This window comes from Rhizobium sophoriradicis (assembly GCF_003939025.1).
GTDB lineage: Bacteria > Pseudomonadota > Alphaproteobacteria > Rhizobiales > Rhizobiaceae > Rhizobium > Rhizobium sophoriradicis.
Map to the genome: position 1 here is coordinate 251622 of NZ_RQIH01000003.1, position 16646 is coordinate 268267.

Genomic DNA, 16646 nt, shown 5'->3' on the forward strand with positions numbered 1-16646 from the left:
GGGAAGGATCAATCCGCCGATTGGCAGGAATGCAGGTCGTAGAACCGGAAGTCCGGCAGCCTGCCGCGTTCGAGCGGCTGTGCCGGGGTGAAGGTAATGCGGCGGCTCTCGCCGGCCGCAAGATCGAAAGCGTTGTCGGAATATTTGCCGTCCGTCTCGCTCTCGATCATCACGAAAAGCGCAAGTCCCCTAGCGGTGACGTTGATATCGACGGCGCCGCTGGCCTCGACATATTCATGCGTAACCGTCAGCACCGCAGGCTCGAGCTCCAGCGCTTTGTAGGTGCCGTTGACATAATGGCCCTCGCCGCCCATGCCGTTCGAGGCAGTGAAACGCCAGGCAAGCAGCGTCCCCTCGCCGATTTCGGCGACGTCAATCGTCGCGGCCGTCACCGCCGCATCCGGCGAGCAGACCGCCTGCACGTCTTTCAGATGCTTCCGCTCGCCTTTCATCGTCAGCAGAGAGATCGAAAGGTCGACGCTGACATCGGCAAGCATGTCGTTGACCAGCGAGAAGTTGATCGTCTTGCCGTCCTCGGAAGGAATGGCGGCGATCGCCACCGGCTGGAAGAAGCGCTTGACGAGATAATGCATCGCCTTCCAGCGCCCGCCATAATCAAGGCTAGACCAGGAGGCCACCGGCCAGGTGTCGTTAAGCTGCCAGTAGATCGTGCCCATGCAATGGGGTTTCAGCGAACGCCAATATTCCACCGCCGTCTTGATCGCCAGGCCCTGCTGGATCTGGGAGAGATAGACGAAGTTCGGGAAATCCTTGGGGAAGCGGAAATAGCGGAACATCGTGCCGGCGATGCGCTCGTTGCCGCCGGCATTCTTCTGATGCAGTTCCATCACGGGAGAAGCGATATTCATGTCCTTCTCCTCGGCATAGGTCCTGATAACAGGTAGCGAAGTATAGGACTGGAAGCCGAATTCCGAGCAGAAGCGCGGGCGCACCGAGCGGTAATTGTCGAACGACTTGTTCTCGTGCCAGACCGACCAGTAATGCATGTCGCCGGACCCATCGGCATGCCAGGCATCGCCGAAATCGAGATAGCCGGAAGCCGGGCTCGACGGCCACCAGAGCGCGCCGGGCAGCGCCTTCTTCACCGCCTGCTCGATCGTCCGATTGAGCCGGTCATAGGAGACGAGATAGCGGTCGCGGTCCTTCCTGGATTCCTCGAACCACGTCAGCGCTCCGACAAGTTCGTTGTCGCCGCACCAGAGCGCGATCGAGGGATGCGAGGAAAGCCTGCGCACCTGGTAATTCACCTCGATCGCCACATTTTCAAGGAAGTCTTCTGTCGAGGGATAGAGGTTGCAGGCGAACATGAAGTCCTGCCAGACCATCAGGCCCAGCCGGTCGCAGAGATCGTAGAAATGATCCTGCTCGTAGAAACCGCCGCCCCAGACGCGGATCATATTCATGTTGGCGGCTTTCGCCGATTGCAGCAGGTCTTCCGTCTTCTCCGGCGAGGAGAGCGAATAGAGGGCGTCGGCGGGAATCCAGTTGGCGCCGCGGCAGAAGATCTCACGGCCATTGACCTTGAAGGCAAAACGGGCGCCTGATGCATCCGGGGTGGTGATCAGCTCGATGGTGCGAAGACCAATCTGTCTCGTTACCGCCTCGTCGGATAGCTCGACCGAAAGCGTATAAAGCCCCTGCTCGCCGCTGCCGGACGGCCACCAGAGGCGCGGCGTGTCGATGTGAAAGAGATGGTTGACCGTCGTCTCGCCCTTGACCCCGACATCGAGGCGCACGCGCTCGCCGTCCAGATCGAAATAGACCTGGGCGACGCCGGTCTGCTTGGCGTAGAGGCTCGCCGTTACCGTCAGGTCGACGGAACCGTCACTGTTATGCGTCTGGCGGGTGACGACATGTTCGATGCGCGCCGTCTCGAGCTTCTTCAGCGCGATCGTGCCGTAGAGGCCGAAAGGCGCAATGGCGATATTCCAGTCCCAGCCGAAATGGCATTGCGGCTTGCGCAGCATGTTGCCGTCCGGGATCGGCGAATTGCCTGTGCTGTAGGGAATGTAGAAGGGCTGCTGCTTCTGCCGCTCGGCGCCAACGGCGGGGTTGGAGGCGAAGACGATGCGGATGACGTTGTCGCCGGATCTCAGCATGCTCGAGACATCGGGCCGGTAGCGGCGGAAGCTATTATCGGCTTCGAGCGCCAGGAAGCCGTTGACGTAAACGGAGGCAACCGTATCGAGATAGTCGATATCGAGATACCAGTCGCCCTCGGCCTCCAGCAGCGTGAAGCTGCGTTCGACCGCCCATTCACGCTGGGCAACCCACTGCACCTTCTCCTCGTTGCGGCCGAAATAGGGATCGGGAATCAGCCCTGCCCGGTGGAGCGCCGTGTGCACGTCGCCCGGCAGCGTGATCGCTGTCCGGATCTCACCATCGACAGAGGTCAGCTGCCACGAACCGGAAAGTTCGATGCTGGTGTTGGTTGATTGCTGCGTCACGATTTCATTCCAATTTCGAAAAGGATTGTGGTCTTGAAGGAAGGGCAAAGCTGTTCGGTGGCCTTCACCCAGTCGTTCGTCAGAGACGTGTTTCTCCTCATCCGCCCACTCCGCTCTCCGTCATCCTCGGGCTTGACCCGAGGATCTAAACCGCGTCCACCTGCAGCAGCGGGCATGGATCCTCGGGTCAAGCCCGAGGATGACGGAGGGCGGGGTTGGCCTTTTCGTCAAACTCGCCCCGGCTAGTGGCCTCAACCTACAGAACCTTCTAAAGCCGCAGCTCGCTCTCCGCATCGAACAGCGACGCCAGCGCCATGTCGAAACTGAGCTTCACCTTGGCTCCGACGTTGAAGCGGCGGGCACCATTGACGCGGACCGACATCGTGTGACCGGCATGTTTCAGCCACAGAAGATTGTCCGCACCCATTGGCTCCTCGATATCGACGGTCGCGTCATGTTCTTCGCCGCCGGCATTCTCATTGACCTTGATGTGCTCGGGGCGAACGCCGAGCACGACCTTGCGGCCGGGCTGCAGCGGCTCGTTGGCGTCATAGCCGGCGAGCGAGAACGTCACCCCATTTGCCATGAAGGCGATGCCGTCACCTGATTTGACCAGCTCACCACGCAGGAAATTCATTGACGGCGAGCCGATGAAGCCGGCGACGAAGAGGTTGCGCGGCCGGTTATAGATCGTCGTCGGATCATCGAGCTGCTGGATGATGCCGCTCTTCATGATGGCGATGCGGTCGGCCAGCGTCAGCGCCTCGATCTGGTCGTGCGTGACGTAGATCATTGTATTCTGCAGCGACTGGTGCAGGCGCTTGATCTCGACACGCAATTCCGAGCGCAGCTTGGCGTCGAGGTTGGAGAGCGGTTCGTCGAACAGGAAGACGTCGACATCGCGCACCAGCGCCCGTCCGATCGCCACACGCTGGCGCTGACCGCCGGAAAGCTCGGCCGGTTTTCGCTTCAGGAGCGGCTGGATCTGCAGGATCTCTGCAGCGCGCGCCACGCGCTTGTCGATCTCGGCCTGCGGCACCTTGGCAACGCGAAGCCCGAAAGAGAGGTTTTTCTCGACCGTCATCTGCGGATAGAGCGCGTAGGACTGGAAGACCATCCCGATGCCGCGGTCCTTTGGCTCCTCCCAGGTGACGTTCTTGCCCTTGATGAAGATCTGGCCTTCCGAAGCATCGAGCAAGCCGGCAATGCAGTTCAGCAAGGTCGACTTGCCGCAGCCGGATGAGCCGAGCAGCACAAGGAATTCGCCGTCGTTGATGTCGAGGTTGAGATCCTTCAGCACGCTGACTGATCCGAAGTTCAGCGACAGATCCCTGATCGAGACGCTCGAATTGGAGACAGTAGAATTCATGTTCATGTGATCACCCCTTCACTGCGCCGGCGGCGATGCCGCGAACGAAAAGCCGTCCCGAGACGAAATAGACGATCAGCGGCACCAGGCCGGTCAGGATCGTCGCCGCCATGTTGACGTTGTATTCCTTCACGCCCTGGACGGAATTGACGATGTTGTTGAGCTGCACGGTCATCGGATAGGTATCGGGCCGGGTAAAGACCACGCCGAACAGGAAGTCGTTCCAGATGCCGGTCACCTGCAGGATCATCGCCACGACGAAGATCGGCAGCGACATCGGCAGCATGATCTTCAGGAAAATCTGCCAGAAACCCGCGCCGTCGACACGCGCCGCCTTGAACAGCTCCTCCGGCAGCGATACGAAATAGTTGCGGAACAGCAGTGTCAGGATCGGCATGCCGAAGATCGAATGCACGATGACGAGACCTGTCAGCGTGCCGTAGATGCCGATTTCGCGCAGGATAATGACGATCGGATAGATCATCACCTGATAGGGAATGAAAGCCCCGATGATCAGGATCGAGAAGAAGAGCTCAGACCCTTTGAACCGCCAGTTCGCCAGCGCATAGCCGTTCACCGAGGCGATCGCGATCGAGATGATCACAGACGGCACCGTGATGCGCACGGAGTTCCAGAAACCGCGTGACAGGCCATCGCAGTTCAAGCCCGTGCAGGCCTCCGCCCAGGCCTTCACCCAGGGTTGAAATGTGATTTCCATCGGCGGCGAAAAGATATTGCCAAGACGGATTTCCGGCATGCCTTTCAGGGAGGTGACGACCATCACGTAGAGCGGCAGCAGATAATAAAGCGCCGCGATGGTCAGCGTGCCGTAGAGCATGATATTACGCGGCGACAATGCCGGGCGCGGCTTTGGACCGGTCGGTCCGTCGCCGAGCCTCCCTGAGACGGCGTCGATGCCAGCCGCCGTTGTGTTGAGAGTTCCGATATTAGCCACGCTTGCGCCCTCCTCCGAATTCCAGATAGGCCCACGGAACGATGATGATCGCGACCGTGACCAGCATCATGGTCGATGCGGCGAAGCCCTGCCCCAGATTCTGCGCCTGGAACATGTAGTCGTACACGTATTTGGCCGGCACTTCCGAGGCGATACCCGGGCCGCCCGATGTTTGCGCCACGACGAGATCGTAAACCTTGACAATGCCGGAGGCGATGATGACGATCGTCGTGATGAAAACCGGCCGCATCATCGGTATGACGATGAGGAGATAGGTCTTCCACATCGGAATGCCGTCGACACGTGCCGCTTTCCAAATATCCTCATCGATACCGCGCAGGCCGGCAAGCATCAGGCACATGACCAGCCCCGTGCCCTGCCACAGCGCCGCAATCAGAATGCCGTAGATGACGATCTCGGGAGTGTAGAGCGGATTGAAGGTGAAGCTCGTCCAGCCGAGCGAGCGCACGACCGACTGGATGCCGAAGTCCGGGTTCAGAACCCATTGCCACACGAGGCCCGTCACAATGAAGGATAGCGCGAAAGGATAAAGAAAAATGGTACGGAAGGTATTTTCAAACCGGATCTTCTGGTCCATCAGCGCAGCCAGCAGGAAGCCGATAACCAGGCTGAAAATCAGCGAGAGAATACCGTAGAGGGCGAGGTTCTCGATCGCTGTCACCCAGCGCGGCGCGGCCCAGAGCCGCTCGTATTGATCGAAACCGACGAAGCTCAACCGCGGAAGGAGCTTCGAATTGGTGAAGGAATAAAACACCGTCCAGAGCGTGCCGCCGACAAAAATTACCAGCGCTGTCAGGATCATCGGGATAGACGCAATCTTGGCGTTCAGATTGCGTAATAACTTGCTTGGCCGGCCTGCTTGCGCTTGACCCGTCATGAGCTCTTCTCCTCAAATGGCAGCTGCGGCCGATGACCGCCTTCTTTCATCCCCACCCTGCGACCTGCCGGGAGTACCGGCGAGACCATCCGGGGGATCCGGCTCCGAGGAGCCGGATCGCAAGGACAGCAAATCTGCCGGTCAGTCGGCCGAAGAAATGATTTCGGCGAAACGCTTCTGAGCGTCTTCCGGCGTCATCGACGGGTTGGCGAAGAATTCGGAGAAGAGGTCTTCCTTCTGCTTCTGGCTGTCGGCCGAAAGCAGCTGATCGGTACCCTGGATCACGTTGCCCTTCGCCAGGATATCGAGGCCCTTCTTCATGCAATCATTGGCGGCGGCGAGATCGACGTCGCCGCGCACCGGCAACGAGCCCTTCTTCAGGTTGAAGGCAACCTGAGTCTTGGGATCGAGCAGAGTCTTGGCAAGTACCGCCTGCGCCTTGGACTTTTCCTCATCCTTCAGCAGCGGGAAGTAGAAGGCGTCACCGCCGGTCGAGATGATCTCGTTGACGCCGAGGCCCGGCAGGCAGGTATAGTCCGTACCGGCCTTCTGGCCGGCGAGTGCGAATTCGCCCTGCGCCCAGTCACCCATGATCTGGCCGCCGGCCTTGCCCGTGATGACGAGGTTGGTCGCCTGGTTCCAATCCTGGACATTGCTGCCCTTGGACATGCGGCGGGCATCGTCGGCGGCCTTGAAGACCTTGGCAATCTCTGGACCGGCTGCAGCTTCGACATCCTTGTCCTTGAAGACCTTGTTGAACGTATCCTTGCCGGCGATCGCGACCATCAGCACGTCGAAGGCGCCTGCGGCCTGCCACGGCTGACCGCCGACGGCGAGCGGGATGATGCCGGCCTTTTCAAGAGCCGGAGCAGCGGCGACGAACTCGTCCCAGTTTTTCGGAACTTCGACTCCGGCCTTCTTGAAGGCAGCATTGGAAAGCCACAGCCACTGCCAGGAATGGATGTTGACGGGAGCGCAATAGATCTTGCCGTCGATGGTGCAGGAGTCGAGCAGGCTCGACGGACGGATGATGTCCTTCCACTTCTCGGCAGTGGCGACATCGGTCAGATCGCGCATCAGGCCGGCCTGGACGAGCTCCTCGGCCTGGCGGCCGTGGTTAAACTGGGTCGCACCCATCGGGTCGCCGCCGGTGATGCGGCTGATCATGATCGGACGGGCGGTGCCGCCTGAACCGGCAATGGCGCCGTCGACCCAATGGTTGCCGGTGGCGTCGAATGCCTTGGCCAGCTCGGCGACGGCCGCGGATTCGCCGCCTGACGTCCACCAATGCGTGACTTCGAGATCGGTCGCGTTCGCGCTGATCGGAAGCGCGGCGGAAGCGGCAAGCACAGCCGCCATCATACGAATTTTCATGAGTTCTCCTCCCTCACTGAAACGTTGCCGGAAAAACTTAGATCAATCGATTTCCACACGCAACTGGCCGCCCCCAAATTTTTTGCCGAATGCCGGAATTGCTACTTCTGGCTGTTACAGTCTGCGCCGATGCTCTCATCATATCGCCGCATTATTAAGCAATACCGCATATGCACAATCAACTTATATACATGTAATATAAGGATCAATTCTGGCATCGAGAGCTACCGCTCGCTTTACCTTCTTCGCTGCTGCGGTAAAACCGGGCACAAATGACAGATTCAACCACCGGGAACAATGCCGCAATGCACATAAGAAAAAGCCCTCGACATTTCTACTGTATCGTTACAGATTGCGTCCCTCAGGGAGGCGCGATTTTGGCAGGCGACGGGCTTACGGCGCTTGAAAAAGCCTCTATAAGCGACACCAATTCGCGCGGGGCAGGCCTACAGGCATGGAAAGCAAGGGTAATTTCGAGAAAGCAGCATCGGTGCAGGCGGCACGCGAACGCCCGACATTGAAGACGATCGCCTTCATGACCGGACTGGGCGTAACGACGGTGTCGCGCGCGCTGAAGGATGCGCCGGATATCGGCGCCGAAACCAAGGAGCGGGTGCGCATGGTCGCCCGTCAACTCGGTTACCAGCCGAACAGGGCGGGTGTGCGCCTGCGCACCGGCAAGACCAATGTCATCGCCCTCGTCCTCAGCATCGACGAAGAGATCATGGGCTTCTCGAGCCAGATGGTCTTCGGCATCTCGGAGGTCCTGTCCGGCACGCCCTATCATATCGTCGTCACGCCGCATTCCCATAGCAAGGACCCGATGCTGCCGGTGCGCTATATTCTCGAGACCGGCTCGGCCGACGGTGTCATCATCTCGCGCATCGAGCCGGACGATCCGCGCGTACGGTTGCTGACCGAGCGCGGCATGCCCTTCGCCACGCATGGGCGCACCGATGCGGGTCTCACGCACCCCTTCCACGACTTCGACAACGAAGCCTTCGCCCATCAGGCCGTCGAAAAGCTCGTCCAGCGCGGCCGCCGGCGCATCGCCCTGCTCCAGCCGCCGAGCAAGCTCACTTATTACGCCCATATCCGCATCGGCTTCCAGACCGGTTTGCACGAGTACGGCGCGGAGGAAGTGCCGCTGCGCATCAACACCGATGCGCCGCTCGCCGACATTCGCGACGTCGTCGAGGTGATGATGCGTTCGGCGAACGCGCCTGACGGCATCGTCTGTTCCGCCGGCAGCGCGGCGATTGCCGTCAATGCCGGCATCGAGGCCGCCGGCAAGGCGCTGGGGCGCGATCTCGACATGGTTTCAAAGCAGTCGGTGCCGATCCTGAACTGGATCCGTCCCGAGATCATCACCGCCCAGGAGGACGTGCGCCAAGCCGGCCGCGAAATGGCCAAAGCCGTCATCGCCCGCATCGACGGCGTCGAGCCGGAACTGCTGCAGAGCATCAGCCAGCCCGTCTGGCCGGAGAGCAGCCGGTAGGCGGGACGGTGGGGTGAGATGCGCAGCGTTGCTCCTTGCATACATCGAACGCAAGCACGCCGGCCTCGAACATTGGTCGGCACCGATCTCCTGACGAAAAACGAGCCCTACCCTCGAATTCGCCAGCAGCCATCGGCTCGAAAAAAGCCAAGATTGCCCGCCATCTCAAGCCCAGCCACGGGGATTCGACATAATGCAAGAGAGCGGCGTGCCCTATTTCAGCCAATGGGAAACACCCGGCATGACGCTGCCGGTGCTTGCCGAGGGATGGCAAGCTCTGCTCAGCGATCCGCTCTGGCGCCAATCCGGAGCCGGCACGGTTGAGGAATATGCGCGCTGGGCGGTTAATGTCTGCGGCATGGCCTGTCTGAAGATGATCCTCGCCGCCCGTGGCGAAATCCATCCGACGCTCGAGCTTGCCCGCGTCTGCACCGCCTATGGCGGTTATGTCGTCAACGAGATCGATGCCTCGATCAAGGGACTGATCTATGCGCCCTTCGTGAGCTTCGCAGCCGAGCATTTCGGGCTCGGCGCCGAGACGATGACCGGCGTCGAGACATCGGCCATTCCTGACCTTCTGTCGAAGCGCCGGTTCTTCATCGCTTCGGTGCATTCGGCCATTCGCTGGCCGCAGCGCAAACCGCCGTCGAAGGGCGGACATCTGGTGCTGGTGACGGCAGCCTCGCAGCAAACGATCCGCTTCCACAATCCATCCGGCCATGACAAGGCGAGCCAGGCCGACGTGACGCTGCCGCTTGCCGTCTTCGACCGCTTCTTCGCCAATCGCGGCATATCGGTCGACGCCTGACCCTTTCAACACCTGATCCTTCCGGAGGCTTGCATGAACCCTTCCCCCAACAGGCTGCGCATCGCCGTGCTTTTCGGCGGCCGCTCGGCCGAGCACGAGGTTTCCATCCTTTCGGCAACCAACGTCATGGGTGCGCTCAAGCCCGAAAAGTATGACGCCTTTCCGATTTTCATCACTCGCGAGGGTCGGTGGCTCACGAGCGCCTTCGTGGACGGCGCCTTGGCGACACCATCATCGGGCACGGAAATCTGCCTCGTGCCGGGCGGCTGCGGCCGGGTGATGGCGATCCCCGCGAATGGCGCACCGCATGAGTTGGCGACGATCGACATGCTGTTTCCCGTGCTGCACGGCTTGCATGGCGAAGACGGGTCGGTACAGGGTGTGGCGCAGGTGGCGCGTGTGCCGCTGGCAGGTTGCGGCATCCTTGGTTCGGCCGCAGCGCTCGATAAAGAGATCGCCAAGCGGCTGCTCAGGGCGGCCGGCCTGCCGGTCGCCCGCGCCGTAACGATCCATGAAGGGACGAGCCCGTCACTCGCAGCGCTCGAAGGCGAACTCGGCCTGCCGCTGTTCATCAAACCGGCGCGCCAGGGATCGTCGGTCGGCGTCGCCAAGGTCCATGCCAGCCAGGAATTCGCAGGCGCTCTTGCCGAAGCCTTCCGCCACGATCGCACCCTGCTTGCCGAGGAATTTATTGTCGGCCGCGAGATCGAATTCAGCGTGCTGGAGGATGCGGCTGGAAAGCTTTTCGTTTCACGCCCCGGCGAGATCGTCCCGGCGGAAAGCCACGGCTTCTACAGTTACGACGCGAAATACATCGACGAGACAGGCGCTGCGCTGAAGGTGCCGGCCGAGCTGCCGCCCGAGGTCGAGGCCGCGATGCGCGACGCGGCGGCAGAAGCCTTCCGGGCCGTTGGCTGCGACGGCATGGCACGCGTCGATTTCTTCCTGACCCCCGACATGCGCTTCGTCATCAATGAGCTCAACACCATCCCCGGCTTTACCGATATCAGCATGTATTCCAAGGCGATGGCGGCAAGCGGCGTCAGCTATGCCGAAGTCATCGACCGGCTGGTGGAGCATGGCATGGCGCGCGCAGGCCGGACTGCCTGAGGCAATGTCGGAAAAGGATATCGGCGAGGTAAACCTCACTGTCTGCGAAAGACACACCATTGAAAGGACTGACGCCCGCCGCGGGGTGTCGTGTGCTCCTGGCGCCAGTCGCGTTCGAGCGCGAAGGCGGGGGAAAACTCGGTCGCAAGCACTGCCGCGTCGTAACGCTCCACTGGCAAGCCACTGCACCGCTCCGGCCCGTCCGGCGCGAAGGTCGCGATGATCATGATGCTTCCCGGTGCCGTAGCGGTTTCGAGCGCATGGCGATAGGCCAGCCGCTGCCCGGGATCGGTGAGGAAGTGAAAAACGGCCCGGTCGTGCCACACATCGTACCGGCGGTCAGGTCTCCATACGGTGACGTCGGCAACCAACCAGGTGATTCGAACAGACTCGCCCCCGAGCCGCGCCTTGGCGACGTCTAGCGCCGGCGCGGCGATATCGAGCACGGTGAGATCGGGCCAGCCGCGCTCGACGAGACGGTCGACAAGGCTCGATGCGCCGCCGCCCACATCGATCAGCGAAGCCGTGGCCGGCAGTTGCAGCTCATCGAGCACATGTAACGAAGGACCCGGCGTCGGCTGATACCAGCTGACGCTGTCGGCCGCTTTCGTGCGATAGACCTCATCCCAGTGTTCGCGCTTCGCGTCCGCCATCCGGCACCCCAGCTCTTGCAGAGCCCGATCCTACCTAACAAGATGTAAGCATTGAGACGTCCGTCAACCGCGTTACGCCTGCGGGCATGATCTCACGAAGCCGAGTGACGATAGACGAGATCGGCAGGATCTGTCCGGGGCGCCGTGGGGTCGAGACGTGCCCGCAGCCGTTCGGCAACGGCAACGGATGCGGCATTGCCGGGAGCAATATAGCTGACGAGCGATGAAAGCTTTAGCGCCGAAAAGGCCCAGTCCCGCAGCGCCAGGGCTGCCTCGGTCGCATAACCGCGGCCCTCATGCCCATCATAGACGAACCACCCCAACTCCTTCTCAGGAAAGAGCGGCCCATGATTGATCCCCACCTGGCCGACGCATTCGCCATTCTCCGCCAGCTCGATCATCAGAGCTCCATGCCCGAAAAGCTGCCAGAGCGCCACGTCGTGGCAGAACATCCCCCACGCCGCCCGCAGATCGAATGGTCCGCCCATCCCGGCGGACCGCGGCGAAGCCATCAGCGCCGCATAGGCTTCGAAATCGTCGATCTCAGGCTTGCGGAGAATCAGCCGCTCGGTTCGGAGAGTGATGGCGCCGGTTCCGGGCATGTCATCGCCTTTCTGCTAGCTTTCGAACGCCGGAGCGAACCGAAGCGTGCCACTCGGCGCCGGCCCGCGGAGGACAATGTGCTGCACGAACCGCGTATCGAGATCGTGATAGCTGAGTCTTCCGTCGCTGCTGAAGCCCGCGCTGCGATAGACCTCGGGATTGCCGATCAGCGCGCATCCGCTGGCTCCCATCTCCTCCAACAATGCGAGTCCCTTTGCGATCAGCGCCTTGCCGATACCCTGCCGCTGCTTCTCCGGCCTGACCGATATCGGACCCAATCCGAACCAGCCGTCATGCACGCCGTTGATCGTCACCGGCGAAAACGCAACATGCCCCAGCATCTCGCCGTCCTCATGGGCGATCAATGATATCGTCAGGTCGCCGCTCGCGCGAAGCCTCCGGATGATCTCCGCCTCCGTACCGTCGCTGTAAGGCATAGGCGCGAAGGCGATCGACGTCAGATCATGGATCGCGTCGATATCCGCCGGCGTCTCGTATCGGATTAGCATCTCCATCCATTTCCTCGGGTGCACCAGATTAAGTCCTACACTTTTCCTCGCTTGCGCGCTGTTTTGCACCGGCGCAGTGGTACGCATAACCACGAAAAAGCCCGGCGCGGTGGCCGGGCTTCTCGATCTCTTTCCAGAAAACCTCAGAAGGTCGCCGCGCCGCTGCCCCAGGGGCCGTGGTGGAAATCCTTACCATCCAGGCGGTCGAAACCATGGGCGCCGAAGAAATCGCGCTGGGCCTGGATGAGGTTGGCTGTACCCCTGCCCTGACGGTAGGCGTCGAAATAGGTGAGTGCCGAGGTCAGCGCCGGCACTGGCAGGCCGGCCGAGATGGCGGCAGCGACGACGCGACGCAGCGCCGGGATCGATTCCTTGACCATCTCCGAGAAGGCTGGCGTGACGATCAGGTTCGCAGCGTCGGGAGCCTTGGTGAATGCCGAGGTGATCTCATCAAGAAACTGCGAGCGAATGATGCAGCCGGCACGCCAGATCCTAGCAATCGTCGGCATCGGCAACGACCAGTTGAACTCGCGCGAGGCTTCCGCCATCACGGCAAAACCCTGGGCGTAGGCGCCGATCTTGGCGGCAAAGAGCGCCAGTTCCAGATCCTTGTTGAGCTCGGGACCGTAGGCAATCGGGAAAGAAGCGGCCTGCGTGCCGAAAATCTTTTCGGCGGCTTCGCGCTGCGATTTCATCGAGGAAAGGCTGCGGGCGGCAACCGCGGCTTCGATCGCCGTTGCCGGAATGCCCATGTTCTGCGCCTCGATCGCCGACCATTTGCCGGTGCCCTTCTGGCCGGCCTTGTCGAGGATCATGTCGACCATCGGGCCGCCGGAAACCGGATCGGTCGCCGCCAGCACCTTCTCGGAAATCTCGATCAGGTAGGAGTTCAGCCGGCCCTTGTTCCATTCGCCGAAGATGCCGGAGATTTCGGAGGCAGTCTTGCCGAGGCCGTCGCGCAGAATGCCGTAGATTTCAGCGATCATCTGCATGTCGGCATATTCGATGCCGTTATGAATGGTCTTGACGAAATGGCCGGCGCCGTCATTGCCGAGCCAGGCGACGCAGGGCTCGTCATTGTAGCGGGCGGCAATCGAGGTCAGCACCTTTTCGACGCGCTTCCAGGACTCTTCGGTGCCGCCGACCATGATCGACGGACCGTGGCGCGCACCTTCCTCGCCGCCGGAAACGCCCATGCCGATAAAGGTGAGATCGGTATCCTTAAGACGGTCGAAGCGGGCGACGGTGTCGCGGAAATTGGCGTTGCCGGCATCGATCATGATATCGCCCTTGGACAGATGCGGGCGCAGCGCCTCCATCTGCTGGTCGACGGCGTCACCCGCCTTGATCATAATGATGATCGGCCGCGGCGGCCGGATCGCATCGACGAACTCTTCGATGGTCCTGCAGGGAATGATCTGCTTTTTCAGATCGCCGGCGCTTTCGTAGAATTCGTCGGTTTTCTCAGGCGTGCGGTTGAACACCGCAATCTTATTGCCTTTCTCCGCGATGTTGAGCGCCAGGTTGGAGCCCATGACCGCAAGGCCGATCAGTCCGATTTCTGCCTTTTCCACGACAAACCTCCGATGTGTCATTTGGACCGGTGTTGTGGCACTGTCTCGCTCAAACGGCAAGTCTGCCAAGGGTCTAATCGGTTCGCAAAAGCCAATGAAATGAAGCTTTCAATACCGGCTTGTCCGACAACCCGCCTCTGATCGGCCAGCAGCAATGTGGTGTGACCTGCCCTTAGCGCATCTCTAATGCCCTGTCTCGTGTTATCATGGGTCGGGTGGGTTGTTACTCTCGCTCGATCAAGATCAAGGATCTGCAAGCCATGTCGACAATGCCTGCAAAAATCATCCACCAATCGATCGAGCGTGACTGGCGCGACGTCTATGAGTTCGCCGGCAAGCCGGAGAATATGCCGCTCTGGGCCTCCGGCCTCGCAAGCGGCCTTGAGCCAAATGGCGCCGACTGGATCGCCCATGGGGCTCTCGGCACTGTCAAGGTGAGCTTCGTGCCCGCCAATGAATTCGGCGTGATCGACCATACGGTGACGATCGAATCCGGTCTCAGGGTCTATAATGCATTGCGCATCGTGCCGAACGGCGATGGTTGCGAGATCATGTTTACGCTGCTGCGTCTGCCCGGCATGACCGACGCGCAGTTTTCCGCCGACGCCGCCCATGTCGAGAAGGACCTCGCCATGCTGAAAGCCCTGATGGAGAGATAAATGGCCGATAAGTCAGAAAACCACGACCGCCGCATCGATTATGTCGAGTTCAACGTCGCCGACATTGCCGCCGCCAAAGCCTTTTACGGCTCGGCCTTCGGCTGGCGTTTCACCGATTACGGTCCGAACTACTGCGAATTCGACGATGGCCGTCTCAAGGGCGGCTTCACCGATTTTGGACCCGTCCGGCCGGGCGGTCCGCTTGTTGTCGTCTACGCCAATGATCTGGAGGAGGTGCTGACGTCGGTCGAAAGAGCCGGCGGCACGATCTGCCGGCCGATCACGGATTTTCCCGGCGGCCGCCGCTTCCATTTCCTTGATAGAGACGGTTATGAGCTCGCCGTCTGGGCGACTGCCTGATCTGATTACTGGCCCATCACGATCAGAGCACCGATCACGGTGCCGCCGCCGTCGCGCAGCGGCGACATGCGACAGCGCACCTGCCGCGACGCGCGGCCGCCGGCCGCCCGCTCATAAGTGTAGTCGATCTGCTTGCCGGCAAAGCAGGCGTCCAGCTTATGTTTGGCGCATCCGGCAAAGCGTTCTTCGCCGATGAATTCGGAAATGTGCCGGCCAATGAGTTCCATCGGCTTCCTGTTGAGATGGGCGCTGTTGGCCGCATTGGAATAGAGATAGCGATAGTCCCTGGTCAGCACCGCTACCCGATCCGGCAGGCTCTCGAGGATCGCTGCATTGAGAAACTGGCCATTGTCGGTGTCGGGTTCATAGGCTGCCGGCGGTTCAATGCGCACATCCTGCGGCGAAGGCACCCGCCAGCCCGGCCCATGAGTGCCGAAATAGCGGTCGAGCAGGTAGGAAAGCACCGTCGTATGTTCTCGGACGCTGGCACTGTCGTCGGCATCCCGGGCGATGAGATGGCTGACGAACTGCAATTGCATATACACTTCCAGCAGATTGGTTGCCCGGCATGCCAGGATCGCCTCGACCAGCGGCTCGACATGCCGGTCGAGCGACATGACGCGCTGATCGTCGCCGAGGCGTATGGCTTCCTCTATTTGCGCGTAGCGCAAGGAAAAGGCTCGAAAAAGCTCCAGCAAGACGCCTCCCACTCCCATTGTCCCAAGCGGCGTGTCCATAACCGATATGACTGCAACTGCGCCTTACGGTAGACTTTACTCGCGCCCTGGTGGTGACGGGTAACATGAAGTGTACTCGGTTTCAATCCGAGAGCACCTGCCGCTTTTCACCGCTGACAAATGGGGGTGGACCTTCTTACGCGAGCGTCTTCTTGATCTGCCAGCGGTCGTGATACCAGAGCCACTGCTCCGGATATTCCCGCACCCAACTCTCCACCTTGTCGTTGAGCAGCTGGGCGGCTGCCGGCAGGTCGAGATTGCCTTTCTGGTCGCGCGGCATATCGAGACGCGGTTCGATTTCCAGGCGGTAGCGGTTTCCCGGCAGGCGAATGCAGCGCGCCGGATAGACCTCGCAATCGAACTGGCGCACCAGTTTCGGCAACAGCGGATTGGTCTTGACCTCGCGCCCGAAGAAGGTGCCCTTCAGCCCCTTGCCGAATTTCTGGTCGACAAGCACGCCCACCCCCTGGCCCGCTTCCAGCTGACGCGCGAGCGCGAAGGAGGAACCGGCATGAGAGGGCACCAGCTTGCCCATGCGGGCGCTGCGGAAGTCGAAAACCTTCTTGGCGACGTAAGGGTTGTTCGGCGGCCGGAACAGCACGGTTACCGTCAGCCCGAAGGCAGCACCCGCCACTGGCAGCAGCTCGAAATTGGCGGTATGGCCGGTGAAGACGATGAAGGGGCGCGGATTGTCGCGCAGGTCGAGGAAGATCGGAATGCCCGAGACCTCCACCCTGCCCGGCTCCGATTTTTCAGGATCATAGTCGAACAGCTGGTCGAGGAAGACATATTCGGCCGCAAGCCTTCCCATATTGCCCCAGCTGGCGAGCGCGATCTCCTCGATCTCGGCCTCGCTCTTCTCGGGAAAGGCGTTGCGCAGATTGGTCAGCATCAGCTTATGGCGGCGGGTCCGCCGGCCGAGGCGGCGCATCACCTTATCGGCAAAGCGGATCGCGCCATCGGCCGGAAACAGCTTCAGCAGGTTCAGGAAGCCGAACATCGCCTGTGCCACCAGCCACTGCTGGAAATTCCTTAGCGCCAGCACGATTCGGGTGATGATCAACTTCACGA

The 16646-nt window shown here is 61.0% G+C and carries 16 protein-coding genes; 5 read left to right on the forward strand and 11 right to left on the reverse strand.

Going from position 1 to position 16646, the window contains the following annotated elements; translation table 11 throughout:
* Positions 1-8 precede the first annotated feature (8 nt).
* From EFR00_RS05850 to EFR00_RS05870, 5 genes are all read right to left on the reverse strand, one after another.
* A complete protein-coding gene (locus EFR00_RS05850) occupies positions 9-2468 on the reverse strand; it encodes a beta-mannosidase (RefSeq protein WP_077989309.1) in 2460 nt (819 codons plus the stop codon).
* Positions 2469-2736: 268 nt separating this feature from the next.
* Positions 2737-3843, reverse strand: coding sequence for an ABC transporter ATP-binding protein (locus tag EFR00_RS05855; RefSeq protein WP_077989310.1), 1107 nt, complete (start codon positions 3841-3843; stop codon positions 2737-2739).
* A gap of 4 nt (positions 3844-3847) precedes the next feature.
* The gene (locus tag EFR00_RS05860) at positions 3848-4792 is read right to left on the reverse strand and encodes a carbohydrate ABC transporter permease (RefSeq protein WP_039620208.1); all 945 of its coding nucleotides are present in this window, start codon (positions 4790-4792) and stop codon (positions 3848-3850) included.
* Complete coding sequence (locus EFR00_RS05865) at positions 4785-5690, reverse strand: carbohydrate ABC transporter permease (RefSeq protein ID WP_039620210.1); 906 nt, start codon at positions 5688-5690, stop codon at positions 4785-4787. The genes EFR00_RS05860 and EFR00_RS05865 overlap by 8 nt, the downstream gene beginning before the upstream one ends.
* A gap of 141 nt (positions 5691-5831) precedes the next feature.
* A complete protein-coding gene (locus EFR00_RS05870) occupies positions 5832-7064 on the reverse strand; it encodes an ABC transporter substrate-binding protein (protein WP_077989311.1) in 1233 nt (410 codons plus the stop codon).
* Between the two features lie 454 nt (positions 7065-7518).
* On the opposite strand from EFR00_RS05870, the gene EFR00_RS05875 reads away from it, so the two are divergent.
* From EFR00_RS05875 to EFR00_RS05885, 3 genes are all read left to right on the forward strand, one after another.
* Positions 7519-8562, forward strand: a complete 1044-nt coding sequence (locus EFR00_RS05875) for a LacI family transcriptional regulator (protein WP_038689462.1) — start codon at positions 7519-7521, stop codon at positions 8560-8562.
* A 193-nt stretch (positions 8563-8755) separates the two neighbouring features.
* A complete protein-coding gene (locus EFR00_RS05880) occupies positions 8756-9370 on the forward strand; it encodes a C39 family peptidase (RefSeq protein ID WP_077989312.1) in 615 nt (204 codons plus the stop codon).
* A gap of 33 nt (positions 9371-9403) precedes the next feature.
* Complete coding sequence (locus EFR00_RS05885) at positions 9404-10480, forward strand: D-alanine--D-alanine ligase family protein (RefSeq protein ID WP_077989313.1); 1077 nt, start codon at positions 9404-9406, stop codon at positions 10478-10480.
* A 35-nt stretch (positions 10481-10515) separates the two neighbouring features.
* Here the strand turns inward: EFR00_RS05885 and EFR00_RS05890 are convergent, their stop codons facing one another.
* From EFR00_RS05890 to gndA, 4 genes are all read right to left on the reverse strand, one after another.
* Complete coding sequence (locus EFR00_RS05890; protein WP_077989314.1) at positions 10516-11133, reverse strand: class I SAM-dependent methyltransferase; 618 nt, start codon at positions 11131-11133, stop codon at positions 10516-10518.
* Between the two features lie 92 nt (positions 11134-11225).
* Entirely contained in the window at positions 11226-11735 is a 510-nt protein-coding gene (locus tag EFR00_RS05895; RefSeq protein WP_077989315.1) for a GNAT family N-acetyltransferase, read from the reverse strand.
* Positions 11736-11750: 15 nt separating this feature from the next.
* Complete coding sequence (locus EFR00_RS05900) at positions 11751-12245, reverse strand: GNAT family N-acetyltransferase (RefSeq protein ID WP_077989424.1); 495 nt, start codon at positions 12243-12245, stop codon at positions 11751-11753.
* A 143-nt stretch (positions 12246-12388) separates the two neighbouring features.
* Positions 12389-13840: an NADP-dependent phosphogluconate dehydrogenase gene (gndA, locus tag EFR00_RS05905; protein WP_183757608.1), complete on the reverse strand. Its 1452-nt coding sequence runs from the start codon at positions 13838-13840 to the stop codon at positions 12389-12391.
* Positions 13841-14079: 239 nt separating this feature from the next.
* On the opposite strand from gndA, the gene EFR00_RS05910 reads away from it, so the two are divergent.
* Together EFR00_RS05910 and EFR00_RS05915 are read left to right on the forward strand one after the other, a co-directional pair.
* Positions 14080-14478, forward strand: coding sequence for a hypothetical protein (locus EFR00_RS05910; protein ID WP_009994822.1), 399 nt, complete (start codon positions 14080-14082; stop codon positions 14476-14478).
* Entirely contained in the window at positions 14479-14838 is a 360-nt protein-coding gene (locus EFR00_RS05915; protein ID WP_004669769.1) for a VOC family protein, read from the forward strand.
* 5 nt (positions 14839-14843) lie between these two features.
* Here the strand turns inward: EFR00_RS05915 and EFR00_RS05920 are convergent, their stop codons facing one another.
* Positions 14844-15536 (reverse strand): PAS domain-containing protein, encoded by a 693-nt coding sequence (locus EFR00_RS05920; RefSeq protein ID WP_183757606.1) that lies wholly within the window; start codon positions 15534-15536, stop codon positions 14844-14846.
* Between the two features lie 175 nt (positions 15537-15711).
* The gene (locus tag EFR00_RS05925) at positions 15712-16644 is read right to left on the reverse strand and encodes a lipid A biosynthesis lauroyl acyltransferase (protein WP_009990509.1); all 933 of its coding nucleotides are present in this window, start codon (positions 16642-16644) and stop codon (positions 15712-15714) included.
* Positions 16645-16646: the final 2 nt, after the last annotated feature.

What these genes read in the sequence shown, in the direction of transcription:
- EFR00_RS05855 (WP_077989310.1), bottom strand. Translation starts at nt 3,843, where the DNA reads ATGAACATGAATTCTACTGTCTCCAATTCGAGCGTCTCGATCAGGGAT.
- EFR00_RS05865 (WP_039620210.1), bottom strand. Translation starts at nt 5,690, where the DNA reads ATGACGGGTCAAGCGCAAGCAGGCCGGCCAAGCAAGTTATTACGCAAT.
- EFR00_RS05870 (WP_077989311.1), bottom strand. Translation starts at nt 7,064, where the DNA reads ATGAAAATTCGTATGATGGCGGCTGTGCTTGCCGCTTCCGCCGCGCTT.
- EFR00_RS05875 (WP_038689462.1), top strand. Translation starts at nt 7,519, where the DNA reads ATGGAAAGCAAGGGTAATTTCGAGAAAGCAGCATCGGTGCAGGCGGCA.
- EFR00_RS05880 (WP_077989312.1), top strand. Translation starts at nt 8,756, where the DNA reads ATGCAAGAGAGCGGCGTGCCCTATTTCAGCCAATGGGAAACACCCGGC.
- EFR00_RS05885 (WP_077989313.1), top strand. Translation starts at nt 9,404, where the DNA reads ATGAACCCTTCCCCCAACAGGCTGCGCATCGCCGTGCTTTTCGGCGGC.
- EFR00_RS05890 (WP_077989314.1), bottom strand. Translation starts at nt 11,133, where the DNA reads ATGGCGGACGCGAAGCGCGAACACTGGGATGAGGTCTATCGCACGAAA.
- EFR00_RS05895 (WP_077989315.1), bottom strand. Translation starts at nt 11,735, where the DNA reads ATGCCCGGAACCGGCGCCATCACTCTCCGAACCGAGCGGCTGATTCTC.
- EFR00_RS05900 (WP_077989424.1), bottom strand. Translation starts at nt 12,245, where the DNA reads ATGCTAATCCGATACGAGACGCCGGCGGATATCGACGCGATCCATGAT.
- gndA (WP_183757608.1), bottom strand. Translation starts at nt 13,840, where the DNA reads ATGACACATCGGAGGTTTGTCGTGGAAAAGGCAGAAATCGGACTGATC.
- EFR00_RS05910 (WP_009994822.1), top strand. Translation starts at nt 14,080, where the DNA reads ATGTCGACAATGCCTGCAAAAATCATCCACCAATCGATCGAGCGTGAC.
- EFR00_RS05915 (WP_004669769.1), top strand. Translation starts at nt 14,479, where the DNA reads ATGGCCGATAAGTCAGAAAACCACGACCGCCGCATCGATTATGTCGAG.